23 protein-coding genes are annotated in these 19,531 nt (G+C 62.6%); 14 read left to right on the top strand and 9 right to left on the bottom strand.

The window, feature by feature from the left end; all coding sequences use genetic code 11:
- Positions 1 to 623 precede the first annotated feature (623 nt).
- Together bpln_RS32965 and bpln_RS32960 are read left to right on the top strand one after the other, a co-directional pair.
- A complete protein-coding gene (locus bpln_RS32965; RefSeq protein ID WP_055141370.1) occupies positions 624 to 986 on the top strand; it encodes a hypothetical protein in 363 nt (120 codons plus the stop codon).
- Complete coding sequence (locus bpln_RS32960) at positions 983 to 2,257, top strand: hypothetical protein (protein WP_055141369.1); 1,275 nt, start codon at positions 983 to 985, stop codon at positions 2,255 to 2,257. The genes bpln_RS32965 and bpln_RS32960 overlap by 4 nt, the downstream gene beginning before the upstream one ends.
- Positions 2,258 to 2,378: 121 nt before the next feature.
- Here the strand turns inward: bpln_RS32960 and bpln_RS32955 are convergent, their stop codons facing one another.
- Positions 2,379 to 2,822, bottom strand: a complete 444-nt coding sequence (locus tag bpln_RS32955; protein WP_055141368.1) for a hypothetical protein — start codon at positions 2,820 to 2,822, stop codon at positions 2,379 to 2,381.
- Positions 2,823 to 2,867: 45 nt separating this feature from the next.
- Positions 2,868 to 3,146, bottom strand: a complete 279-nt coding sequence (locus tag bpln_RS32950) for a hypothetical protein (RefSeq protein WP_055141367.1) — start codon at positions 3,144 to 3,146, stop codon at positions 2,868 to 2,870.
- Positions 3,147 to 3,332: 186 nt separating this feature from the next.
- Here bpln_RS32950 and bpln_RS38100 point away from each other — a divergent pair, with 186 nt between their 5' ends.
- On the top strand, positions 3,333 to 3,602 hold the full coding sequence (locus bpln_RS38100; protein WP_055141366.1) for a tyrosine-type recombinase/integrase: 270 nt from the start codon (positions 3,333 to 3,335) through the stop codon (positions 3,600 to 3,602).
- Between the two features lie 187 nt (positions 3,603 to 3,789).
- Here bpln_RS38100 and bpln_RS34850 read toward each other — a convergent pair whose 3' ends face one another.
- The gene (locus bpln_RS34850; RefSeq protein WP_158512106.1) at positions 3,790 to 5,028 is read right to left on the bottom strand and encodes a DUF1173 family protein; all 1,239 of its coding nucleotides are present in this window, start codon (positions 5,026 to 5,028) and stop codon (positions 3,790 to 3,792) included.
- Positions 5,029 to 5,289: 261 nt separating this feature from the next.
- Here bpln_RS34850 and bpln_RS32940 point away from each other — a divergent pair, with 261 nt between their 5' ends.
- A complete protein-coding gene (locus bpln_RS32940; RefSeq protein ID WP_148654287.1) occupies positions 5,290 to 5,562 on the top strand; it encodes a hypothetical protein in 273 nt (90 codons plus the stop codon).
- Between the two features lie 279 nt (positions 5,563 to 5,841).
- Here bpln_RS32940 and bpln_RS32935 read toward each other — a convergent pair whose 3' ends face one another.
- From bpln_RS32935 to bpln_RS36485, 3 genes are all read right to left on the bottom strand, one after another.
- Positions 5,842 to 7,320, bottom strand: coding sequence for an ISNCY family transposase (locus tag bpln_RS32935; protein WP_055140382.1), 1,479 nt, complete (start codon positions 7,318 to 7,320; stop codon positions 5,842 to 5,844).
- 179 nt (positions 7,321 to 7,499) lie between these two features.
- Positions 7,500 to 7,787, bottom strand: a complete 288-nt coding sequence (locus bpln_RS36490) for a hypothetical protein (protein ID WP_148654286.1) — start codon at positions 7,785 to 7,787, stop codon at positions 7,500 to 7,502.
- A gap of 205 nt (positions 7,788 to 7,992) precedes the next feature.
- Positions 7,993 to 8,301, bottom strand: a complete 309-nt coding sequence (locus tag bpln_RS36485) for a hypothetical protein (RefSeq protein WP_148654285.1) — start codon at positions 8,299 to 8,301, stop codon at positions 7,993 to 7,995.
- A gap of 516 nt (positions 8,302 to 8,817) precedes the next feature.
- Between bpln_RS36485 and bpln_RS36480 the strand changes: the two genes are divergently transcribed.
- Positions 8,818 to 9,438 (top strand): hypothetical protein, encoded by a 621-nt coding sequence (locus tag bpln_RS36480; RefSeq protein WP_148654284.1) that lies wholly within the window; start codon positions 8,818 to 8,820, stop codon positions 9,436 to 9,438.
- Between the two features lie 138 nt (positions 9,439 to 9,576).
- On the opposite strand, the gene bpln_RS32930 is transcribed toward bpln_RS36480, so the two are convergent.
- The 3 genes from bpln_RS32930 to bpln_RS33425 all read right to left on the bottom strand — a co-directional run bounded on the left by bpln_RS32930 (position 9,577) and on the right by bpln_RS33425 (position 12,112).
- Positions 9,577 to 9,858, bottom strand: a complete 282-nt coding sequence (locus tag bpln_RS32930; protein WP_055141364.1) for a hypothetical protein — start codon at positions 9,856 to 9,858, stop codon at positions 9,577 to 9,579.
- Between the two features lie 1,285 nt (positions 9,859 to 11,143).
- Positions 11,144 to 11,494, bottom strand: coding sequence for a Fis family transcriptional regulator (locus bpln_RS32925; protein WP_244132009.1), 351 nt, complete (start codon positions 11,492 to 11,494; stop codon positions 11,144 to 11,146).
- Positions 11,495 to 11,635: 141 nt separating this feature from the next.
- Complete coding sequence (locus tag bpln_RS33425) at positions 11,636 to 12,112, bottom strand: hypothetical protein (RefSeq protein ID WP_063891384.1); 477 nt, start codon at positions 12,110 to 12,112, stop codon at positions 11,636 to 11,638.
- An 884-nt stretch (positions 12,113 to 12,996) separates the two neighbouring features.
- Here bpln_RS33425 and bpln_RS32915 point away from each other — a divergent pair.
- The 9 genes from bpln_RS32915 (at position 12,997) to bpln_RS32880 (ending at position 19,164) form a co-directional block, all read left to right on the top strand.
- Positions 12,997 to 13,482, top strand: a complete 486-nt coding sequence (locus tag bpln_RS32915; RefSeq protein ID WP_055141362.1) for a hypothetical protein — start codon at positions 12,997 to 12,999, stop codon at positions 13,480 to 13,482.
- Between the two features lie 79 nt (positions 13,483 to 13,561).
- Positions 13,562 to 14,218 carry an LPD29 domain-containing protein gene (locus bpln_RS32910; protein ID WP_055141361.1) on the top strand — a complete coding sequence of 219 codons (657 nt, stop codon included), beginning with the start codon at positions 13,562 to 13,564 and terminating at the stop codon, positions 14,216 to 14,218.
- Positions 14,219 to 14,273: 55 nt separating this feature from the next.
- Positions 14,274 to 14,636 carry a hypothetical protein gene (locus bpln_RS32905; protein ID WP_055141360.1) on the top strand — a complete coding sequence of 121 codons (363 nt, stop codon included), beginning with the start codon at positions 14,274 to 14,276 and terminating at the stop codon, positions 14,634 to 14,636.
- A 185-nt stretch (positions 14,637 to 14,821) separates the two neighbouring features.
- Positions 14,822 to 15,283, top strand: coding sequence for a hypothetical protein (locus bpln_RS32900; protein WP_055141359.1), 462 nt, complete (start codon positions 14,822 to 14,824; stop codon positions 15,281 to 15,283).
- Positions 15,284 to 15,859: 576 nt separating this feature from the next.
- Positions 15,860 to 16,687, top strand: a complete 828-nt coding sequence (locus bpln_RS32895; RefSeq protein ID WP_055141358.1) for a DUF932 domain-containing protein — start codon at positions 15,860 to 15,862, stop codon at positions 16,685 to 16,687.
- A gap of 881 nt (positions 16,688 to 17,568) precedes the next feature.
- Positions 17,569 to 18,225, top strand: a complete 657-nt coding sequence (locus bpln_RS32890; protein ID WP_055141357.1) for a DNA methyltransferase — start codon at positions 17,569 to 17,571, stop codon at positions 18,223 to 18,225.
- A gap of 27 nt (positions 18,226 to 18,252) precedes the next feature.
- Entirely contained in the window at positions 18,253 to 18,759 is a 507-nt protein-coding gene (locus tag bpln_RS32885; RefSeq protein WP_055141437.1) for a hypothetical protein, read from the top strand.
- 49 nt (positions 18,760 to 18,808) lie between these two features.
- Entirely contained in the window at positions 18,809 to 18,982 is a 174-nt protein-coding gene (locus tag bpln_RS36950) for a hypothetical protein (RefSeq protein ID WP_158512105.1), read from the top strand.
- On the top strand, positions 18,979 to 19,164 hold the full coding sequence (locus bpln_RS32880) for a DUF6900 domain-containing protein (RefSeq protein ID WP_055141356.1): 186 nt from the start codon (positions 18,979 to 18,981) through the stop codon (positions 19,162 to 19,164). Before bpln_RS36950 ends, bpln_RS32880 begins: the two co-directional genes overlap by 4 nt.
- Positions 19,165 to 19,531: the final 367 nt, after the last annotated feature.

Here is a 19,531-nt window from a genome sequence, read left to right as displayed (position 1 = left end):
CTGCTCGCTCGTGTAGAGCGGCCATTTGTTCGGCCCACTGACGCGCAGGACAACTGTCTGCTTTTGGCCGATCGCAGCCAGTCGACTCGTTCTAGATTTTTGGGGCGCTATCGCTCATCCTAGCACCTTACGCTCACCAAAGCCGCTTGCCAAATCGCGGCGTTTATATATGGTACTCACCGACCGCGCGCAGCTCTCGGGGTCGGCCCGAGCGATCTCCCCCCCCTGGCCGGCGCAACGCTCGGCAATGCAGCCGGCCAGGTGAACCACGGCATCGTGGGTGCTCCTTCGCTCGCTCTATGTTGGCGGCCGGCAACAGAGCACGCCCGAGAGCGCACCCAGCACACACTCGCCAAGTGCGCTGATATTCGAGGGAAAGCCTTCTTCAAGTCGCCCCAGTTGGATAAGAAACGGTTTTTCCAGGGGCTGAATTTAATTAAATAATCGAATTTGAAAATAACAACAAAGCGCCATTTTTATCGGATGATTTGGAATTGGGTCTTAATTTTCGAATCGTATCTCGTTGAAAATAAAATCAATTAAATATCATTTTGTCTTGGTGATTCATGTATAATAGAAGCGCCTGATCCGATAGGCGGGTCGGTAAAAATAGGTGCGATAAAATGACCCAGCATAATGGTTTCAAGTCGCAGGTTTTTGATTTTTTGCAGCAGCAAGCTGAATCCGTGGGGGATCCGGCCGTTTGGCGCCTGGGGAAACTGATTCGGGACGCGGTCGCGGAGTTTCGCGATGCCGGCGGCGCCAACGAAAACGCCTTCTCGGTTGATGCTGAATTCGTGGCTGGAGATTTTTCTGTTAAGGTTGACTTTCGGGAGAATTATAACTTCACGGTGATGTATCAGACTGATACCGATAATGAGACGGTCGATAAAATCTTTCACGGCGATCCCGATGCCAACGACGAAGTGCGGCGGATGGCGGCATTGATGCTGTCGGAGGGATGGGTCGCAGGATACGCAAAATGATCGCCACCCACGCCCCGAAAATGATGAATGCGCGCCTGCAGCAGGCGGCGCTACGCGCACAAATCCTCAGCGCGGAAATGGACGTAGTTTCATCCGCGACCACCAACATGCGGCGTCGACATTGGGCATGCCCGTACAATGCGGCCGACATGGCCAAAGTGCGCATTGAGATCGCGGAAACCGACCTTGACTCACTCCGACCGTCGCTGCCGGACATCACCGACGGCGCACTCAAGCAGATCCTGTTGCCCCTGGACGGTTGGCGCGAAAATCAGTATGTCACCACCACACCCGTGGCGAGCATGGGGTTGTCCCACGAAGTCGCGCAGCGACTGTGGGAGAAGTGGTTGCCCAGCACGCAGTGGCTCATTCAGCCGGTTTCAACCTCGCTATCGAACCACGGTGAAATGGTCATGCAGGCCGGCGGTCGTCTTCGATTGCTCCGGCGTGGTGTCGCCCGTGTCAGTGAATCCCCAGCATGGGGAGGTAACGACGACCTGGTCGCTTTGACGGGGCACGTCGAGAGCGCGAACCTCGCAAGCGGACTGATCTGCCTTGGATTTCCCGCGATGACGGCGATCGGTGGACTGCTTCATGGTATTGAGCGAAATACCAACCAGACGCTCGATTTCGCTTTTGGTATGCGGGACATTGAATGGAAGGCCCCATCCAAGCAGGCTGGTAAGCGCAACAAATATGCCGAAGTGTCGTGGATGTACTCGCTCGACACGATGCAGGGCAATGGCGATTTCGTATTGCTTATCCGAGGTGCAACCGACATCGAAGCCGTCAAGGCTGCAGTGGAGCGCGTAACTCGCGTCGCCGGGGGAAGCATTTTCGAAATTGACGTCTCAGTAATCGCACCAGGCGATGAGATCCCCCGGGCCTCTTTCCTGTTGGACGCATCTCGAGAAATCGGCCGGCGTGCTCCCGATTTTGACGCACTAGATGCTGCGCTTGCCGCATATGGGCGCGACGGTTTCTACCGGGATTCGTTTGGACGCGTTGCTTATCCGACAGACGGCTTTCGAGCAGGCTACAGCCGGTGGTATCAACCCGCGAACGGGTATTCGCTCAACATGACTGGGTACACCTGGCTGGAGACACCCCAACAGCGGGCAAACGCGCGTGACGACTACCCACACGTGTGGTCGGAGCCCGTATTCTCGTTGGTGACCCAAGGCTGCCTTACCGATATGGCGTGGTGGCGTCGCACGGCCAGCCCGGCCGGCGTTCGCTGGCGCGCGGCCGAAGCCGCGCAGCTGGTCTGATCGACTCATCCACTCACTGTCGGTCGGCTAGGCCGGCGGTGCCGCAGCGAAACACCGCGCTCGCTTCGCGTGCGCTGCGGCCACCGCCGGCATCGCACAACCAGCATGGTGAGCGCGCCCGCTACTCGCCGTCGCGCCGCACCCTAACTAACCGCTTCGCGCGATCGAGTGCTTTCTCCAAGCTGCCGATCAGTATCACACGCAGCTGGCGCTCGTGCTCGATTACCAGCGCCGCGCAGAGAGCGCGGTCCGCGGCATCGATCAACCACTCGCCGGTGGCGGTGCCGCGCTCGAGCGTGGCCTGGAGCGCTGCCGTTAGCTGATCCAGGAGCGTGGGATCGAGCCGCGTGCTGCTCTCTTCCCCGATGAACCGCGCAATCTCCACCAGCTGCTGCGGCAACTCGACGCCGTGTCTCGATCCGTGTCTCGACGCGAGCGCTGCGAGCGCGGCATGATATTCCAGCGCCATCGCGTCCACGGCTTTCTGGGGCAGCGGTAGCAGCGTGCGCTTGTGAAGTCGCGATAGTGCCGCGTGGCGGGCGTGATTGGTCGGGCGTCTGGCCATGGTTGAGCGAGAGATCGGCCGGCGGGAGGTGCGCAGCGCACCCCGCTACTGGGCATTGATGGACGCCTGCAGCTCCTCGACCAGGTCGCGCTGGCCAGCTGCTGCGGCAGGCGGCCGCTCCTTCGTCGCCGGCCTGGCGTGGCCGGCGCGGCGGAGCGACTGTTTCACGGCCTGCAGTCGCTCCCACAGCGCATCTGCTTCCGTCGACGTGAGCGTGTCCGCGGCCGCGTCGAGGGCGCTCACCAACTTGTCCAGGCGCAGGCAGGCACCGGCCAGCACCGGCGCCGCGGCCGCTCGCGCCTGACTCTCGCGGAACGCCGCCATCCACAGCTCGAGCGCCTTCCGTTAGGACCGCGGCCTGGATCTGGACGCGCCCGGCACGGCGGCCGATGGCGTGCCGTTGGTGGCGCCGACGGTGGTGCCGCCCACGCGGGCCAGTCGGGAAAAGTTTGGGGTGACCGACGCAGGGGAAGTGACGCGCGTGGCCGGCTACACGCCGCGCGCCGGGTCGTGACGCGGGCGCTCAGGCGCCTGCACGAGCAACTGCCGGACCTTGAGGAGTCGGCCCGCCGGCAGCTGGCCGCGACCTCGCCGCACGCGTTTCGGCACACGTTTGGGACGCAGTCGGCCGCGGCCGGCATGGCGATCGAGGTCCTGCAGCAGGTGCTGGGCCATGGCTCGCTGCAAACCACCACGATCTATGTCAACGCCGAGCAGCAGCGCATGCGCCTGGAGAGCGCGAAGTATCATGCGCGCTTGGCCGCACGCCGAGCCAAGTGAGCGAGGGGCCGCCTGGCTGACCGGGGATGAACGTCGCCCGGCCGCCGGCACCATCGCCAGCCGCTTCTCTTGAAATCGTTATCCGATACTCTGTGAAACGACGACAGCCCTCGCGCATCTAGCAACCCAAGACGGGCCGCGTGATATTTCAGAAAACTGCTAGGCAAGAATAGAAGCACGCAGGCTCTCACAGTCGCGTCACCGGCGAAGGAAGCTTGATCGATTCGATCGTTGCTTTTGCGGGTTCCCATCCGATACATTCGGTCCCGGTATCTTGATAATGCTTTATTTTTTCCTGCTTTCTCGTCTCGTACTCTTGGAGTCCCGCCATTCCCCATACTTCGATAACAGTCGAGGACCGAACGTCGTCCAGGATAAAATCGGGATGCACCGGTGCCTTGTCGAGATGTCGAAGAGGCTTCGTGAAGCGCCTCCGGTCACGAACAAGTCGATCGGCCATTTCCATTTCATAGCTTGAATCGCACGGAATAAACACTCGATTGGTCATCATTGCGGCCAGGCCCAAAACGTCCACAAACCCGCTGTCCAATCGTTTAATGTAGATAATGGCAACGACTTTGCAGTTGTCGGTGCCAATTGACGCTATGGCTGCTTTGTAGGACTTTTGGGCGTTGTCGTAGATATTTTTCGACACAAAAATATTTCCGATGCTCGAGTTCTTGAGTGTTATCTTGAATCGATCGCCTTTTTTTGTTGGTGTCAAACTCTTAATTTCTCCGATTATTATTCCGCGTCGATCGACATTCCCGTTGTTTCCCAAGCCGCTTATAAAGACATCGAGATCTGCGTCAATCTCCCGCTTTTTGGACTCGTCAAACGGCTCCATGATATGGAGAACATTTGCCATCGATCTTCCATTAATCTTCCCTTGTCCGGCGGTGCTAACTAGCATCGAATAGCACGTCGACCAATTTCGGCGTGTTCCGTCGCCAAGCCATTTATGAAGGCTCGATTGCTCCCACAGATATTCAAGCATCGCTAGAAGACCAACTGACGCCCGACTTGTCGTGGCGCCGCCGCCGTTTGCACCCACGCCAGGCTCGCCGCGAGGCGCGATCGGCTCGTTCCGCACGGCGAGATTGAAGTCGAGTTTGATGTCCAAGCCTTCGTCGGTCGCACAGAACGCCGATCTCAAATCTCCCGCTACCGGCGACAAGGAGTTCGGCGCAGCCGCGTGGAATCGGCACGTGTCCTTATTGTGTAGAGGGCCAGATCGTGGCCACCGCGCCAGAATATAACCAGCTTTTACGCTGCGGACGACGAGTGGTGGTGCTGACGAACTGCACAAACACTTGATCTCCCGATGGTCGCTATGCGCCGGTTCAAGTAGATCCTGAAATTTTGATGGGTCATCGAGAATTTCTTCTTGAGGGACGCGCCTTGTTCCAATGCGGATCTCAATCATCGTTAATCTAAAGAGGACGTATAGCCCAAGCGGGCAGGGGCACCTTCGCAGGTGGACGGAATGTTCGTAGCCCCCGCATGATATCCCGTATTCAGCGCGGAGAGGCATACGCGACCCGATCTCTCAACGGGTTTAGCGTTGAGCATGGCAGACGCGTTCGGTATTTAAATAAAACAAAATCACTCAATGACCTTTTGTCATCTTGTGTTTGATATAATGGTTATGTTGTTTGAATATTAACCGCCATCAAATGAGTAAAATATGAGTAAAATAGTCGAGGTAATTAAATGCCGCGCTACAATTGACGGAGATGTGAAGTATTGGATTATGAGTTCCTGCGACGATAACACCCTCAAAGCGCGGCAAATTTTCGAAGATGAACAGATGCACCAATTCTCTATCGTCGACACCATTCAGGCAGAGGCTGCCGATTCGGACGCGCTTGGCGTTTTCACGTTCGTCGACGCCGATATGGATATGCCTGCATGCATCGCATATACGGTTAAGATGAATGGTGACAACCTGCGGATATAACCCACTCCCATGCAAGTTCAAGGCGCCCCGGCGCCTTCACCTGGCCCATCTCGGTCATCGACGTGGTGATCGTCCCAGTTCCGTTCATGGCCAGCGCTCCTCAGGTAATGCTGGCCAACAGCCAGAACCCGTAAACACGACATTTCAATTTAGCGGAAACACGACATTTGAACTTTGGACCAACAATCGGTGTCAAAGCCAGATCCAGATGTCCGCTGTCCAGCCAAGTTCAGATGTCCGCTCTTGCGGGGTTAGAAATCTCTATCTCGGGGTTTCAACTCACGCAGTGTCGAAGGATGGCGCCTTAACGGGCAGGGCGCTTACGCCTGTTCCACTGTCGCTTGCGGACCGCCGGCCAGGTTTGCGCGGTGGCGCGGTCTTGCGTTGCGAGAGTTCCACGACTACGTGCTCGACATCGGCCTGCGTGAACTCGCGCTGTTTCTTTGTACCGGGTGGACGCCCGGGCTTGCGCACTTCGATGCCCTGGTTCGTGCGCGATGGCGAGCCCGAGATGCGCCGGTTGTCACGCTGCGCCTGCAGCGCCTGCGCGACCTGTAGCGCGTGAGCCAGGCGCTTGTGCTCGACCACCGCGCCCTGATCGATTTCCGCGAGCCGGTCATACTGCCGGCAGGGCAATGTCTGGCCATCCGCCCGGATCTCGATGCGCCCGTCCGGGTACTCCCAGACGTCGATATACCGGTGGATGAGTTTGCGGTTCGCCGGCGTGTCGTCGAGCAGGTACAGCACACGGTCGTACTGCACCGTCAGCGACTTCGTCACGCGCCGCAGTTCGCGCCACGTCAGCAGCAGATCCAGATCCTCATCGTCACGCAACGGACGGTGCGCGTCGAACGTGCTTCTCGGCGGCTTCGCAAAGCGCGCGTTATAGGCCGCGATGTAGCAGGGCGCGTACGCGTTGGCGTCGGCGACCGTGCTGATACCCTTCAGACGCAACTCCTTGACGAGCCGGTCCTGCAGCGTCAGGTGCGCGCGCTCCACGCGTCCCTTCGCGGAACTTGAGTTCGCGCAGAACGTGTCGATGTTCAGCTCGTACATCGCCCGGCCAAAGTGCGTCACACTGTTGCCCGTCTTGCCGGCCGACGTGCTGCGAAACACACTGGCCTTGTCGCTGTAGAACGCGCCCGGTTTGCCGTGAAGCTCGATGTACGCGCGCGTCGCCTCAAAGTAGCTGAACGTCGATTCGCTCACCGTGAAGTGCAGATGCATCAGCCGGCTCGTCGCGTCGTCGACGTACACCAGCAGCGTGCATTGCGGTGCGCGCTGCTCGAACCACGCATGCTCGCTGCCGTCGATCTGGATCAGTTCGCCCAGGCACGCGCGCCGCGCTCGCGGCTGGTAGACCTTCGGCGGACGCTGGCGGCGCGGCACCCACAGGCCGGCGGCCGTCATGAGCCCACGCACCGTTTCCTTCGCCAGGCGAATGCCATGACACTCATACAGCTTCTCGCAGGCCAGCGTCGGCCCGAAATCTGCGTAGCGCTCACGGATGATCGAGATTGCACGGTCGGCCGTCACGGCATCCAGACGGTTGTTGCTGGGCTTTGATCGACGACCCGACACGAGACCCGGCGCACCCAGATCACGCAGCCTGCCGACCAGTCTGCGGATCTGCCGCGTCGTCAGCCCGAGCCGTTCCGCGGCGCGCCACGGCTTGAGCATGCCGTCCGCCACGTCCTGAATGACCTTGAACCTGTCCAGCTCGCGCATCGTCATCGTGATCCGTTCCGTTGCAGCCATCGCAGCCTCCAGCGCTGGATTCCCAGCGGCCGGTCAGCTTACGATGGGTCGAAAAGCGGACATTTGAACTTAGCCAGAAGCGGACATTACAACTTAGCCGCTACAATCGGTTCGCCGTTAATTTGATTTATGTCAAATTAGACAGACACGGGCGCAGTCGGCCACCGCCCGCTCTTGCTTCAATCTTTGTCGTTTGTCCCGGAGGGATCGAACTGGAAATCCGGTCCGCATACCAGATCCGAAGACGAGCCCGGCTCGGAGTCTGAACTCGAGTCGTCATCGGAATCCGCGTCCTTACCGCCACGCTTCGGCAACATCGAAAACACCAGCCCCGCGGTAGTGCCCACGCCACAAAAAGCGAATGCATTGTTGCCTCGCGCACCGAACATATCTGTGAAAGCATGCCGATAGGCTAGCCAAGCGATGACGGCACCGCAAATGGCACCCCCGATTTTCAAGAATTTCATTTTATGGTCCCTCAATTGGTCTGAACACTCTGTTCGTCGTTCGTCGCGGGAAGCCGATTCGTTCAATGCATCCCGCCAGAAATCGATTATGCAATATGTGTGCCATTTCAACGACGCAGTTATGGCGTCATTCGGCTGATCGTGGTGGGTAAATGATTGCCCTGTTCCGGACGAAGCGACCGGACAGCAGGGTTCAATTGCACTCTCATGCCGCTGAACCACATCCAACGATCGCGCCGCCCAAGACGCCGGAGCGCGCCACTGGTCGGCATCGAGCGTCAACACCTCGTCGGGGAAGCGAGTCGGCGACCCAGGCGTTCTCAGGCGCACGAGCTTGGCTGACTTGTTTGGCAAACTCGGCGATGTCCATCGGTACCCGCAGCGTCGTCCCGGCGACATGCGCCCAGGTCGCGAATCGATCGTCCATCAGGCAGCTCGACATGCCCGCCGGAAGAACCCGTATGGGAACGCTGCCGATCACGACGTCGTCGCCTTGACGCACCAGTTGCAACACGCCCACCGCCATACTTGGGTCGAAATTCGCTCAAGGGTTCAGGGGAAACAGAGTCAGAAATTACCCTCTACTGACTAACAATATTGATGAGGCTATTACGGTTTAACCGCAGCGGTAGTGGCGCAAAAATTGCTTTTAAATCTGCCGAAACCGAGGGCAAATAGTTTCGTATCACCGCTCCGGTTTCCCATGGCGACGTAAGAAATAATATTTACACAAGGAGGGCCACAAATGGTTCCGTCAAATTGGCAGCGCGGACGGCAGCTAGAAGAGCAGTCCAAAGGAAAGTCTCGATCTACATCCACGACGCCCCCACCCCGAGAAGCGTCAACGTCACTTTCCACGATCGGAGGGGACCAAGCGTCAGCCGGCCTAAGCCCTTTGCTTAAACACCCGAGCAAAGCGTTAACTGGCCTAAGTCCTTTGCTTGACCATCCGAAATCTGACAATTCCGCAGATTTGCAGCCTCCTCGGGAGATACAGGGTGACAGGTCCCTGTCGCCTCGCAGGTATCAATTGGGCCAGTTTCCGAAAGACATCGAGAGAAGAATTAGACTTGAGAAGGCTGACCCCTCAGAAAGCCTTGACCCCGACTACGTGCAAGTCTCAAGCGCAAAAGTCAAATACGACCGTGCCCAAAACCGCGCCGCCTCAAATGAAGCAAGGAACATGCCGAATGCAGCGAAGGTGGCTCGCGCGGAGGCGGCAAAATTCTCCAGAAATTTACAGGTGGCGGAAGATCCGGAAAACGAATCCAATATCAAAAAATTGAGAGGATTGATGGAGGTCCACGCCAAGTCAAATGCGAGTAGTCCATTCCTGTCTGTCACGTCACGTTTTACAGTTGGAAAGGGAAGTCAGGCCTATCATTTTGACACGCGAGCCAGTGGAAAATATGCTTCGATATCGATTATCAATACAAGCCGCTCTCTTCTTAATCCCTTCAACTCCCGCGAAGAAGAATATCTATTGCCGACTGGCGTGCAGAGGCGAGAATTGGCTGGCACCCTCACTCGTACTGAGGACGATTACACCTATACTGATTTTTCGGGCGACGATCCCGTGATTCATAGGGGCGACAGGGCATTGGAAAAGTTCAATTTGGAGGCCCGATCAACCTACAGGCGCCCTACATAGGATCGAGAACAGCCGACCATGGGAGGCCGGCCCGATCATGTTCGATATGCCGTCTCCTTGACCTCGAGCCCCGAGGCCGCCGCGCGTCGGCGGCCTCGGGGCTCGCTGCGCGCGCCGCTCATCGCCGTGAGCGTCGGCCTACTCCTCCTTGTCCTGGCAGGCAGTCGCGAAGCGCTTCGCGCGATCGACCGCCTTCTCCAAGCTGCCGATCGGCGTAACGCGCAGCTGGCGCTCGTGCTCGCTCACCAGCGCCGCGCAGAGCGCGCGGTCCGCGGCATCGATCAACCACTCGCCAGTGGCGGTGCCGCGCTCGAGCGTGGCCTGCAGCGCTGCCGTCAGCTGATCCAGGAGCGTGGGATCGAGCCGGGTGCTGCTCGTCTCCCCGATGAACCGAGCGATCACCGCCAGCTGCTGCAGCAACTCGACGCCGTGTCTCGATCCGTGTCCCGACGCGAGCGTGGCATGATAAATATAGGATATGCGACGTTGACCAAGGTTTGCCGTGTTGCCTTGTTGCGCTGCGCGTACACGACGTAATACGCGTGCTCGCGTTTCGCAGCAATGCATGCGCTGCATGCTCGTGGAACGATTTTTCAAAAAAACTCAAATAATTAATAATCTATTTCTGCGCGAACCGCTAATATAAATGAGCTCAATTTATGAGCTTGGCAATTTCTCGCATTATATTTCTATAACCTTTCAAGTGCGGAGATGTCCATGAAGCGCATTCTAGTTAAATTTTTCGGCATATGTATCCTATCAGGGGCAGCACTGATCGTCCCAATTGCGGCCAATGCAGATGACTGCACTGAACTCTACGCCAGCTGTATAGCTAGAATGGGTCAAACGCCGGGGAGTGTCTATGGAACCAGTCAATGTGCAGATTGCTTCAGGATGTGCTTTGGGGTAGATGTATGGCCGTTTTATCTTTGTCCGAACTGAGAAAACATACATGGGTCAATAAATGACGGCGATCATTGATAATCTTCCTAAGTCTAGGGCGACGGGAAAAGTCGTGCATGTGACACTTCAATAGTGTCGTTGCCGTCCACGTCTGCAGCTCTGGTGGAAATGTCCTGTTTTTTCCTGACAACTTGTCGATTGGCCCGTTATCGGGAACCCAGGAAGAGCGGACGCAATGATTGCTGTCATTCTTTGAAGGAATGGCCCCGTCTCCTGCAGCTCTCAGCGATTTTTCAAGTCATTTCAGAACTGAACATTGCGGTTATTTTCTGATGTGATACATCATCGGTAATCGGGTATACGCTTGCGAACTTTCGATAACGCCTGCAAACAAAAATGTGGCTGGTATCCCTAAGGAGTATCAGAAGGTTATCCCAACGAGTCGACCCTGAATAATTCAAAACGGCTTGTTTGGGAAGGCACCGAGGCCGAAACGGTGTTGTGAGATTTGCAAGGAACAGGCATATTGGTGCGAGTTTCCTGCAAATTCGACGAGGTATGGATGGGTCCGAAGACGCCGGTGCCAGAGGGAGATTTCTTCCGCCAACCGAAGTGCGAACAGGTCAACTTGAAGCATCCGTTGGTTCGCCTGCTCGAGCGATCCGTGCCGGCGCACCTTTCGAGCCACAGCCGCGCACGCCTTGCTTGGCGCGGCAACTCCACCCTCGCCGCAAGCTCGGCTCGGACCAGGAACCCGAGCGGCGGCGGCCGCGCGCCGTCGCTCATAGCGTTGAGCCGCGGCCTACTCCTCCTTGTCCCGACAGGCAGTCGCGAAATGCTTTGCGCGATCGACCGCCTTCTCCAAGCTGCCGATCGGTATCACACGCAGCTGGCGCTCGTGCTCGATCACCAGCGCCGCGCAGAGCGCGCGGTCCGCGGCATCGATCAACCACTCGCCGGTGGCGGTGCCGCGCTCGAGCGTGGCCTGCAGCGCTGCCGTCAGCTGATCCAGGAGCGTGGGATCGAGCCGGGTGCTGCTCGTCTCCCCGATGAACCGAGCGATCACCGCCAGCTGCTGCAGCAACTCCACGCCGTGTCTCGATCCGTGTCCCGACGCGAGTGCCGCGAGCGCGGCATGATATTCCAGCGCCATCGCGTCCACGGCTTTCTGAGGCAGCGGTAGTAGCGTGCGCTTGTGAAGTCGCGATAGTGCCGCGTGGCGGGCGTGATTGGTCGGGCGTCTGGCCATGGTTGAGCGAGGGATCGGCCGGCGGGAGGTGCGCAGCGCCCCCCGCTACTGGGCATTGATGGACGCCTGCAGCTCCTCGACCAGGTCGCGCTGGCCAGCTGCTGCGGCAGGCGGCCGCTCCTTCGTCGCCGGCCTGGCGTGGCCGGCGCGGCGGAGCGACTGTTTCACGGCCTGCAGCCGCTCCCACAGCGCATCTGCTTCCGTCGACGTGAGCGTGTCCGCGGCTGCGTCGAGGGCGCTCACCAACTCGTCCAGGCGCGGGCAGGCGCTGGCCAGCACCGGCGCTGCGGCCGCTCGCGCCTGACTTTCGCGGAGCGCCGCCATCCACAGCTCGAGCGCCTTCCGTTCGGCCGTGCCCAGGCTGCGCAGGATCTCCTCCGGCACGCCGTCCGTCGCCCGAAATGCTCCGATGACCGTGTGTTTGCGCGGCCGCCCCCTTTTCGCCGGCGCGGCCTGCGCTTGTGCGCGATCTGATGCTGCTCGCAGCAGCGTGACGCGTTGCCCGTTCTCTCGTATCAGCATGTGCCAGATCTGCAGACGGTGATCTGCGGAGCATACCGCACTCGCATGACGCGCAGGCCCCGCCCTTCGTCTATCTCTGACGCCTGCGCGCTCCGCCTGCCTTCGCGTTGCCGACGACGTGCCCGGTGTTTGCTGGCGAACGGCCGGTCGTGGGCTACGCGCCCGCTGGTCGCGGGCGAACAGCAGGTCGAGATGGACGAGCCCGCTGCGCGGGTACACCGTCGTGCCGCTCGCGTCGCGCGTCGAGGCTGGCCATCGGTCGCGGTTCGGCCCCATTCGTGATGAACGTGCCCGCTGAGCGCGGGCTAACGGCCGGTCAAGGGTTACGCGCCCGCTGATCGCGGGCGAACAGCAGGTCTAGCGCCCGGCAAGGCCGGGCGAGGGGACCCGGGGCAGCAGCGCCCCGGGCCGTGTGGTCGCTCCGGCCGGGGAAGCGTGTGCTTGCGCTCCGTCCTTTCGTCTCGGGTTAAGCGCGTGGATCTGCCACCGGGAGCCGCCCCTTTTCGACGCATAGCGCACGCCGGCCGGGCCACAAGGGTTCGGCGCACCGCCCGTCCTCACCCGTTCGGTGCTCGCCTGCGGCTGCGCTCCGCCTGCGGCTTCCGGGCGAGCGTTGCGCCCACGTCCCGTCACGGTGGGTGCAGGGCTACGCCGCGCACCCACCGCGCCAGGACGCGCCCTTGTGGCCCGGCCGGCGAGCGCTAAAAACGCGTCGAGGCGGCTCCCAATGGCAGATCCACAACCCGAAACGAAAGGACGAAACCGTGAGCGCAACCACCCCCGACCGAACCAACCACACCAACGTCCCGGGCGTTCCCCCCGGACCCCCCGAGGCTCACCGCCAGGCAGGCGACATGAAATCCCCTCTTACCGGAGACCACGCTATGAGCAACGAAACCGAAGAATTCATGATCGACGGCTACGCCATCGTGGCGAACCTGCTCGAGCAAGCCACGACCCGTCATTTCAAGGATGCCGTCACTGCCGCATACGTCGCCGCCAATCCTCACCCCGACGATATCGTTGTTCTCCGGCAGTTGGTGGAGCGCTCGATCGTCGCCTGCGCGGCGGCCGGCCTGATCGGCGCCGGCTATGCGCTCCGGTTGCACGACGGCGAGAAGTGGGCCACCCCCGTCACAACCGACCTTGGCGAAATCATGGCCGCTCTGATGGCGAGCGGCGAAGAAGAACTTTACGCAGGGGAAGTCGGCACCGCCGGTTGGAAGGGCTGCATCAGGCTGATCTACGACGATCTCGGTTGGGACGTCCTCGGCAGCTACAGCCCGGCGCTGATCGCCGATCTCTCCGGCGCCCTCGCGCTCTCCGAGGCCCTTCGCGAGCCCATGAGCCGCTACTTCTGGAACCCGTGAGCCGCCTCCTATGGTAACCCCGGCCGCCGGCCCGGCCGGCGCGTGCCATCCGCATTTCATTCGAATCTGGAGACTCGTCATGCTGAATCGTCCCGCCGCTCTCCCAACTCGTCGCGTCGACAAAGATGTCGGCGCCACCGCCGTTCAACAACCGCTCGCGCTGGTCACCGTGCTGACGCTCGTCGACACCGTGCAGCTCGTGCAGAAGATCCTCGGCGAAGCGTTCCCGTCCTGCGCCTTTGCCGTGTCCGTGCATTCGACCGACGCCGGCACGCTGCTCGACGTGTCGTGGACTGACGGCCCGCGCGTCGACCAGGTCGGCCGCTTCGTCAACCCGCTGCAGGCGCGACGCCTCGGCGCCGGCGGGAGCACGGTTGCGGTCGAGCACTTTGCGCTGACGCCTGTCGGATGCCACGTCGTTCGACTCGCGGCCGACCGGGTCTCCCTCACCCGTGCGTTCAGCGATGCCGCCGTCGAACGAGCGCTCAATGTGGTTGAGCGCCGCTATCGAGAACGGCTCTCGCCGGACAGCCGCGCGGCGCTGAGCGTTGCCAGCTACCGCGCCGGCGTGCTCTGCGGCGTGGAGGTCGAGGGAGTCCACCGCGTGGGAGCGAAGCGTACCGGCAGCTGCCTCCAGTCCGACATCGACGAAATCCTGAGCGCCAGCACTGACGTCGCCGGGTTCCCGCGATCGCCCACGGCGGCCGGCCTGTTCGTCCGTCGTGATGTGCATTGATCCGCGAGCACGGCCTGCAGGCCCGCTTCAACCTCAATTCAACGGAGAACCGACGATGCTCCAGATCTCTAGCAACCCGTACCTCGAAGTCCGATGCGCCTACGCCTTCAGTGGAACGGCGCTGATTGCTGCCCGCGACGGCGGCGACGAGGCCATTACTACAGCCGAGGGTGCCGTCCTGAACGCAATCTGGGATGCCGAAGCGCTCGGACGCGCCGACGCCATCGCGGCTCGCGCAGCCGGAGCGGACGTGGAGACTGCAGGTTCCTTCGAAGAAGTGCCTGCGTTCTTCGCGGATGTCCCCGATCTCTCTAACGCCTGGATGAACGGCTGGGTGGCGCAGTGGGAGTTTTTCGCGATGCTTCGGTGCCCGGGTTGCCAGAACGAGCATGGCCACCCATGTGCGGCTCACGGCTGATCGCAGCCGACGCGCGCATATCGTCGCCTCCGATGCCGCTTCGGGATCGCGGCACAGGAGCGGCGGCCGTCCTACCGCTGTTCTGACGGCCGCCCCCCGGTTCACCCGCAGCGATTCCCACTGAAGACGAAGCGGGGCACCTGCAGGATGCGTTGCCCCGCACCCACACCACCAAGAGCGGGACCATGCATCAGCGATATCTCGATCTCCCGAACTTCCGTACCGCGCGCGACTATCTGTACCAAGAGCACATCCGACGCGGCGCAGAGGTGGCGGCTGCGCACGGCCTTGTTCGTGATTACATCGACAGCGCATGGGCGCGCAAGACCGACGACTGGTACGGCATCCGCCTCGTTGCCTACATTCCGCGCGGCGCGAAGGCCGGGCTGTTCGGTGTATCGCGGCGATATGACGGTGTCTATGCGAGCGCCGAGTGCTCGACGCCCGAGCAGGCGAGCGCCGCGCTGGCGGCCACCACGCTCGCCGAGTTCGAAGCGATCGCGCGCGCTGTCGATCGATGCGCTTCGCCCGTTGCGAGCGCCACCGCCCCCGACGACGAAACCGACGCGGACCCGTGGCTCGAGCACGATGCGTCGGCCGCCCGCGCGCGCGAGCCCGAAGCCCCCGCGCAACTGTCGCTGTTCTAGCCTGACGGCGCCGCCGGCGCGGCGGCAGGTGATCGACGTGCAATCCGCGCGGCCGGGCGACGCGCCGCACGTCGCGCCCGGCCGCTCGGCATGCGGGCGCCGGGGCGCCCGTCGTCCGACGCAGATCCGAGCAGCTCGAGCGTTCCCCGGCGTGACCCGCCGGGTCGGGCGTTCGCGCTGCGCGCCGAGCCCATCGTGCTCGGCCCTGCGGGCGTCACGCCCTAACGAGAGCACAACACCGCTATCCAGTCGGGGCGATGCCCCGAATCGGCGCTCGCCGCGCGGCGAGCGCTTCCCTTCCAGCCCGCGCGCTCCGTCCAGTCCCGTCCGTTCGCCGCCCAAATCGCGACCGTAGCACGAACACGGTGCCGCGCAAGGGTTCGCTTCGCCGGCCGCAGGCGGCCGCCCTGGCACGGCCCCGCGCCCGCGCTCCGTGTGTCGCAGGGCGACGAACTAACGGGACCGGCGGCAGCAGGAAGCCGAGGCCGGAACGAAACCGCACAACCCCTACGCGGGGCTCCGAATCTTCGGTCCCGGTCAGCTCGACACCCATCCTCAACCCACTGGAGAAATGCTATGCGCCTTGCCTCGAATTTCAGCCGCACCGCCCACATCGTCCGCTCGCACTCGCCCCTGACCGACGACCAGATCCGCCGTGCAGCGCCGTCGATCTTTGCCCTCGACAAGCACGCGTCCCGGTCGGAACGCTACACCTACATTCCGACGATCGCCGTGATCGAGAAACTGCGCGCCGAAGGGTTCCAGCCCTTCATGGCCTGCCAATCGCGCGTGCGCGATCTCGGCAAGCGTGAGCATGCGAAGCACATGATTCGACTGCGCCACGCGACGCAGGCCGCCGGCGGCGACTCGCCGGAAATCATCCTCCTGAATTCGCACGACGGCAGCTCAAGCTATCAGATGCTCGCAGGGTATTTTCGCTTCGTCTGCGAGAACGGCCTCGTTCTCGGCCAGAAAACGCACGACGTCCGAGTCCCGCACAAGGGGAACGTTGTCGACGACGTCGTGGCCGGCGCCTATGAGGTGCTCGATGGCTTCGACCTGATCCGCGAGGTGAAGGATGAGATGTCCAGCCTCCAGCTGGCGCCGCGTGAGCAGCACGCTTTCGCCAAGGCCGCGCTGGCGGCCCGCTACGACACGACGGAAGCGCCGCCGCCCGTGACCGAGGCCCAGATCCTGCGCCCGCGCCGAGCCGCCGACGCGTCCGACGATCTGTGGACGACGCTCAATCGCGTACAGGAATCGCTCGTCCGGGGTGGCCTGCAGGGCCGCAGCGCGGCCGGCCGGCGCAGCCGCACGCGCGAGGTGACCGGGATCGATCAAGACGTCCGCCTCAACCGGGCGCTGTGGATTCTCGCTGACGCCCTGCGCGAGCGCATCCGCTAAGACGATCCGCGCGCCGGCCGGCACCGGCGCGCCGCGCGCGCTGCCGCGCGGCTCGACGCCGGCGTCGACCTGATGGTGCTGATCCGCGCATCGAGCAGCTGGTGATCGCGCCGGCCGGCACCGGCGCGCCGCGCGTGCTGCCGGGCGGCTCGACGCCGGCGTCGACCTGGTGGTGCTGAACCGTGCGCCGAGCAGCGGGTGGTCGCGCCGGCCATTACCGGCGCGCCGCGCGCGCTGCCGCGCGGCTCGACGCCGGCGCCGACCTGGTGGTGCTGATCCGCGCGCCGAGCAGCTGGTGCTCGCGTCGGCCGGCACCGGTACGCCGCGCGCGCTGCCGCGCGGCGCCGGCGGCGTCCTGATGGTGCTGATCCGCCCGAGCAGCTGGTGCTCGCGGTCAGACGACGGAGCGCCTCGCCACCACGCTGGCCACCGCTTCGCCAGGAACGCAGGTATGCCAGCTCGCGCGATGCGCTCGAGGCGGGACTGATCGCGATCGCGCCGCGCGGCCGGCCCGCCGGCGCCGCCCCAGGCGTCGCACGCCGGCCGACGCGTCGCTCATGACCGGGACGAAACACCGCCCGCGTCTCCCGTCCTGTTCGAGCAGCTCGCCGTCTCGGCCAAACGCAGTCGACCTCTCAACCTGGATCCCACGATCGCCCGCCCGTGCCTGGCGGACCGAGCCCGGACGCCGTGCGCGACGAGCGTCGCACGGCCCCAGCCTCTTCAAGCGCTTTCGCGGCATATCCTCGCGCGCTTCGCTTGCTCCGGTATTCCACGCTCGCTTGCCCGCCATTCTCGTGCGGGCGCGCGCTGGCTCCAGGTAGCACGGTGCGCGAACGATAGCGCTCCGGCTGCCGTCCCTTTGACTCTTGGAGCCAGCTGTGAGCCTTTTGTACAACGGCGACTGCCTTGTCGCCATGCCCCAACTCGCGCCCGAATCCGTCGACTGCGTCGTCACGGATCCGCCCTACCTCGTCAATTTCCACGATCGCAGCGGCCGGTCGATCGCGAACGACCGAAGCGACGAATGGCTCGATCCCGCGTTCGCCGAAATCTACCGCGTGCTCAAGCCCGACACCGTATGCGTGAGCTTCTACGGCTGGAACAAGGTGGATCGATTCTTCCGGGCCTGGAAGGCCGCCGGTTTCCGCGTCTGCGGCCACATCGTGTTCACGAAAAGCTACGCGTCGAAGGGCGGCATGGTGAAGTACCAGCACGAATCAGCGTACGTGCTCGGCAAGGGCCGGCCCGCAGCGCCGGAAAACCCGATTCCCGACGTGCAGCGCTTCGACTACAGCGGCAACCGGCACCATCCGACCGAAAAACCGGTCTCGGCGCTTCGCGCCCTCATCGGTTCGTTCACGAAGCCCGGCGACACGGTTCTCGACCCGTTCGCGGGCTCGGGGTCAACCTGCGTCGCGGCCCGCGAACTCGGCCGCCGCTACATCGGCATCGAGATCGACGAGACCTATTTCGCCGCGGCCAAGGCTCGCCTGTCCGCTCCGCTCGCCGGCGCCCAGCTCGCCGCGGCCGCCTGAGCCCTTCGAGGACAAACGACCATGACCATGAATCTGACCGTTTCCGCTTACGCGTTACTCGAAATCGCCGAATCGCCGCTGCTCGACGCGCATGGCGAGCCCTTGGAGCCGCACACCGTGAAACTGATGCCGTCGCCGCGGTTCCCTGAGCGTGCCCCCGAGATCGAATCAGGCCGCATCTATCGGCACCAGATCGCCTTCGACTTCAACGCCGGCACCTATCTCATGCATTGCCTGTTCATCGAGCAGCTGGCCGAACTCGCCGACTATGCCCCGACAGTGATCGGGCGCTCGCAGATGTCTCACGCGAACGGGGCCATCGTCGCGAAGGAGGGGCCGTTCAAGGAACTAATCGACTTCTCGATCGTGTCCGGGACGCTCGGCACATTCGTCTGCGCGAAGCTGGCGGAAGACTTCGAACGTTTCATGCGAATCGTCGACGCCGACGCCGCCCCGATGCTGGCCGAAACGTATCGCAACTGGTATTTCGCGCTGACGCTCGCGTCCAATCGCGGCGCCGTGCAGCTCTCTTGACCATACCGTGCCGGCCGCTCGCCGCGGCCGGCCGATCTGCGGGGTTCCCATGCACCACTTCTACATCAAGCACTTGCTCTGTACCGTCGTCGATAAGCATTTCGCCTCGCGCATGACCGGCACCACCGACGACGACACCGTCACCGTCTCCGTCGCCGAACTCATCCACGCGCTGCGCGATGCGTTCGAACTCGGCCAGGACGTCCGGAAGGACGCGCGATGATCCCCTACGACCTGCTCGTCCTCTTCGAGGACATCGCACGCCGGCATCTCCTGATTCCGACCCTGACGACCCGCAACCACGATCGCCTCGATTTTCACGACGTCGCTGTCTGGTGCGTTCGCGACGCGCTCGCCGCGGCCTACGAGGCCGGCCGACGATCGCGGGACGAACCAGGCCGGTAGCAACTGACGGCACAGTGCCGGCGGCGGCCACCGCCGGCCTGCCGCGCGCGGTGCCGACCACGACCCCAGCTGGGCGCCGGTACGCCTTCGCTGGGCCTCCGCCTGGCTGACTATCCAGCCGGGCCGCCTGGCCGCACCTTGCGCGCCAGGCGCTGCCTGTCACGCAAGCCGCTCGCCGGCGGCCGGTGTCCCAGTGCGGTCGCTCCTGGGGCCTGGCCGCTCGCGCGGCCCGCCCCGGCGCTGGCCGCCCCGCCAGCCGCGCGGCCTGCCGCGCGGAAGGGGCCGCGGGCCGATCACGGCCCGCGCCGGCGAGCCCCGGGCTTCGGCATCCCATCCCTGCCTTACACCCCCTCAGCTGCGGTGGCGC

It is taken from the genome of Burkholderia plantarii, assembly GCF_001411805.1.
Taxonomy (GTDB): Bacteria; Pseudomonadota; Gammaproteobacteria; order Burkholderiales; family Burkholderiaceae; genus Burkholderia; species Burkholderia plantarii.
Note: the sequence above shows the minus strand (reverse complement) of the source record. Positions and strands in the feature narration are given on the sequence as shown.

Bases quoted from the DNA above. Each gene is read 5' to 3' on its own strand.
- bpln_RS32965 (WP_055141370.1), top strand. From the start codon at position 624: ATGACCCAGCATAATGGTTTCAAGTCGCAGGTTTTTGATTTTTTGCAG.
- bpln_RS32960 (WP_055141369.1), top strand. From the start codon at position 983: ATGATCGCCACCCACGCCCCGAAAATGATGAATGCGCGCCTGCAGCAG.
- bpln_RS32955 (WP_055141368.1), bottom strand. From the start codon at position 2,822: ATGGCCAGACGCCCGACCAATCACGCCCGCCACGCGGCACTATCGCGA.
- bpln_RS32950 (WP_055141367.1), bottom strand. From the start codon at position 3,146: ATGGCGGCGTTCCGCGAGAGTCAGGCGCGAGCGGCCGCGGCGCCGGTG.
- bpln_RS34850 (WP_158512106.1), bottom strand. From the start codon at position 5,028: ATGATTGAGATCCGCATTGGAACAAGGCGCGTCCCTCAAGAAGAAATT.
- bpln_RS32940 (WP_148654287.1), top strand. From the start codon at position 5,290: ATGAGTAAAATAGTCGAGGTAATTAAATGCCGCGCTACAATTGACGGA.
- bpln_RS32935 (WP_055140382.1), bottom strand. From the start codon at position 7,320: ATGGCTGCAACGGAACGGATCACGATGACGATGCGCGAGCTGGACAGG.
- bpln_RS36490 (WP_148654286.1), bottom strand. From the start codon at position 7,787: ATGAAATTCTTGAAAATCGGGGGTGCCATTTGCGGTGCCGTCATCGCT.
- bpln_RS32925 (WP_244132009.1), bottom strand. From the start codon at position 11,494: ATGGCGCTGGAATATCATGCCGCGCTCGCGGCACTCGCGTCGGGACAC.
- bpln_RS33425 (WP_063891384.1), bottom strand. From the start codon at position 12,112: ATGCTGATACGAGAGAACGGGCAACGCGTCACGCTGCTGCGAGCAGCA.
- bpln_RS32915 (WP_055141362.1), top strand. From the start codon at position 12,997: ATGAGCAACGAAACCGAAGAATTCATGATCGACGGCTACGCCATCGTG.
- bpln_RS32910 (WP_055141361.1), top strand. From the start codon at position 13,562: ATGCTGAATCGTCCCGCCGCTCTCCCAACTCGTCGCGTCGACAAAGAT.
- bpln_RS32905 (WP_055141360.1), top strand. From the start codon at position 14,274: ATGCTCCAGATCTCTAGCAACCCGTACCTCGAAGTCCGATGCGCCTAC.
- bpln_RS32900 (WP_055141359.1), top strand. From the start codon at position 14,822: ATGCATCAGCGATATCTCGATCTCCCGAACTTCCGTACCGCGCGCGAC.
- bpln_RS32895 (WP_055141358.1), top strand. From the start codon at position 15,860: ATGCGCCTTGCCTCGAATTTCAGCCGCACCGCCCACATCGTCCGCTCG.
- bpln_RS32885 (WP_055141437.1), top strand. From the start codon at position 18,253: ATGAATCTGACCGTTTCCGCTTACGCGTTACTCGAAATCGCCGAATCG.
- bpln_RS36950 (WP_158512105.1), top strand. From the start codon at position 18,809: ATGCACCACTTCTACATCAAGCACTTGCTCTGTACCGTCGTCGATAAG.
- bpln_RS32880 (WP_055141356.1), top strand. From the start codon at position 18,979: ATGATCCCCTACGACCTGCTCGTCCTCTTCGAGGACATCGCACGCCGG.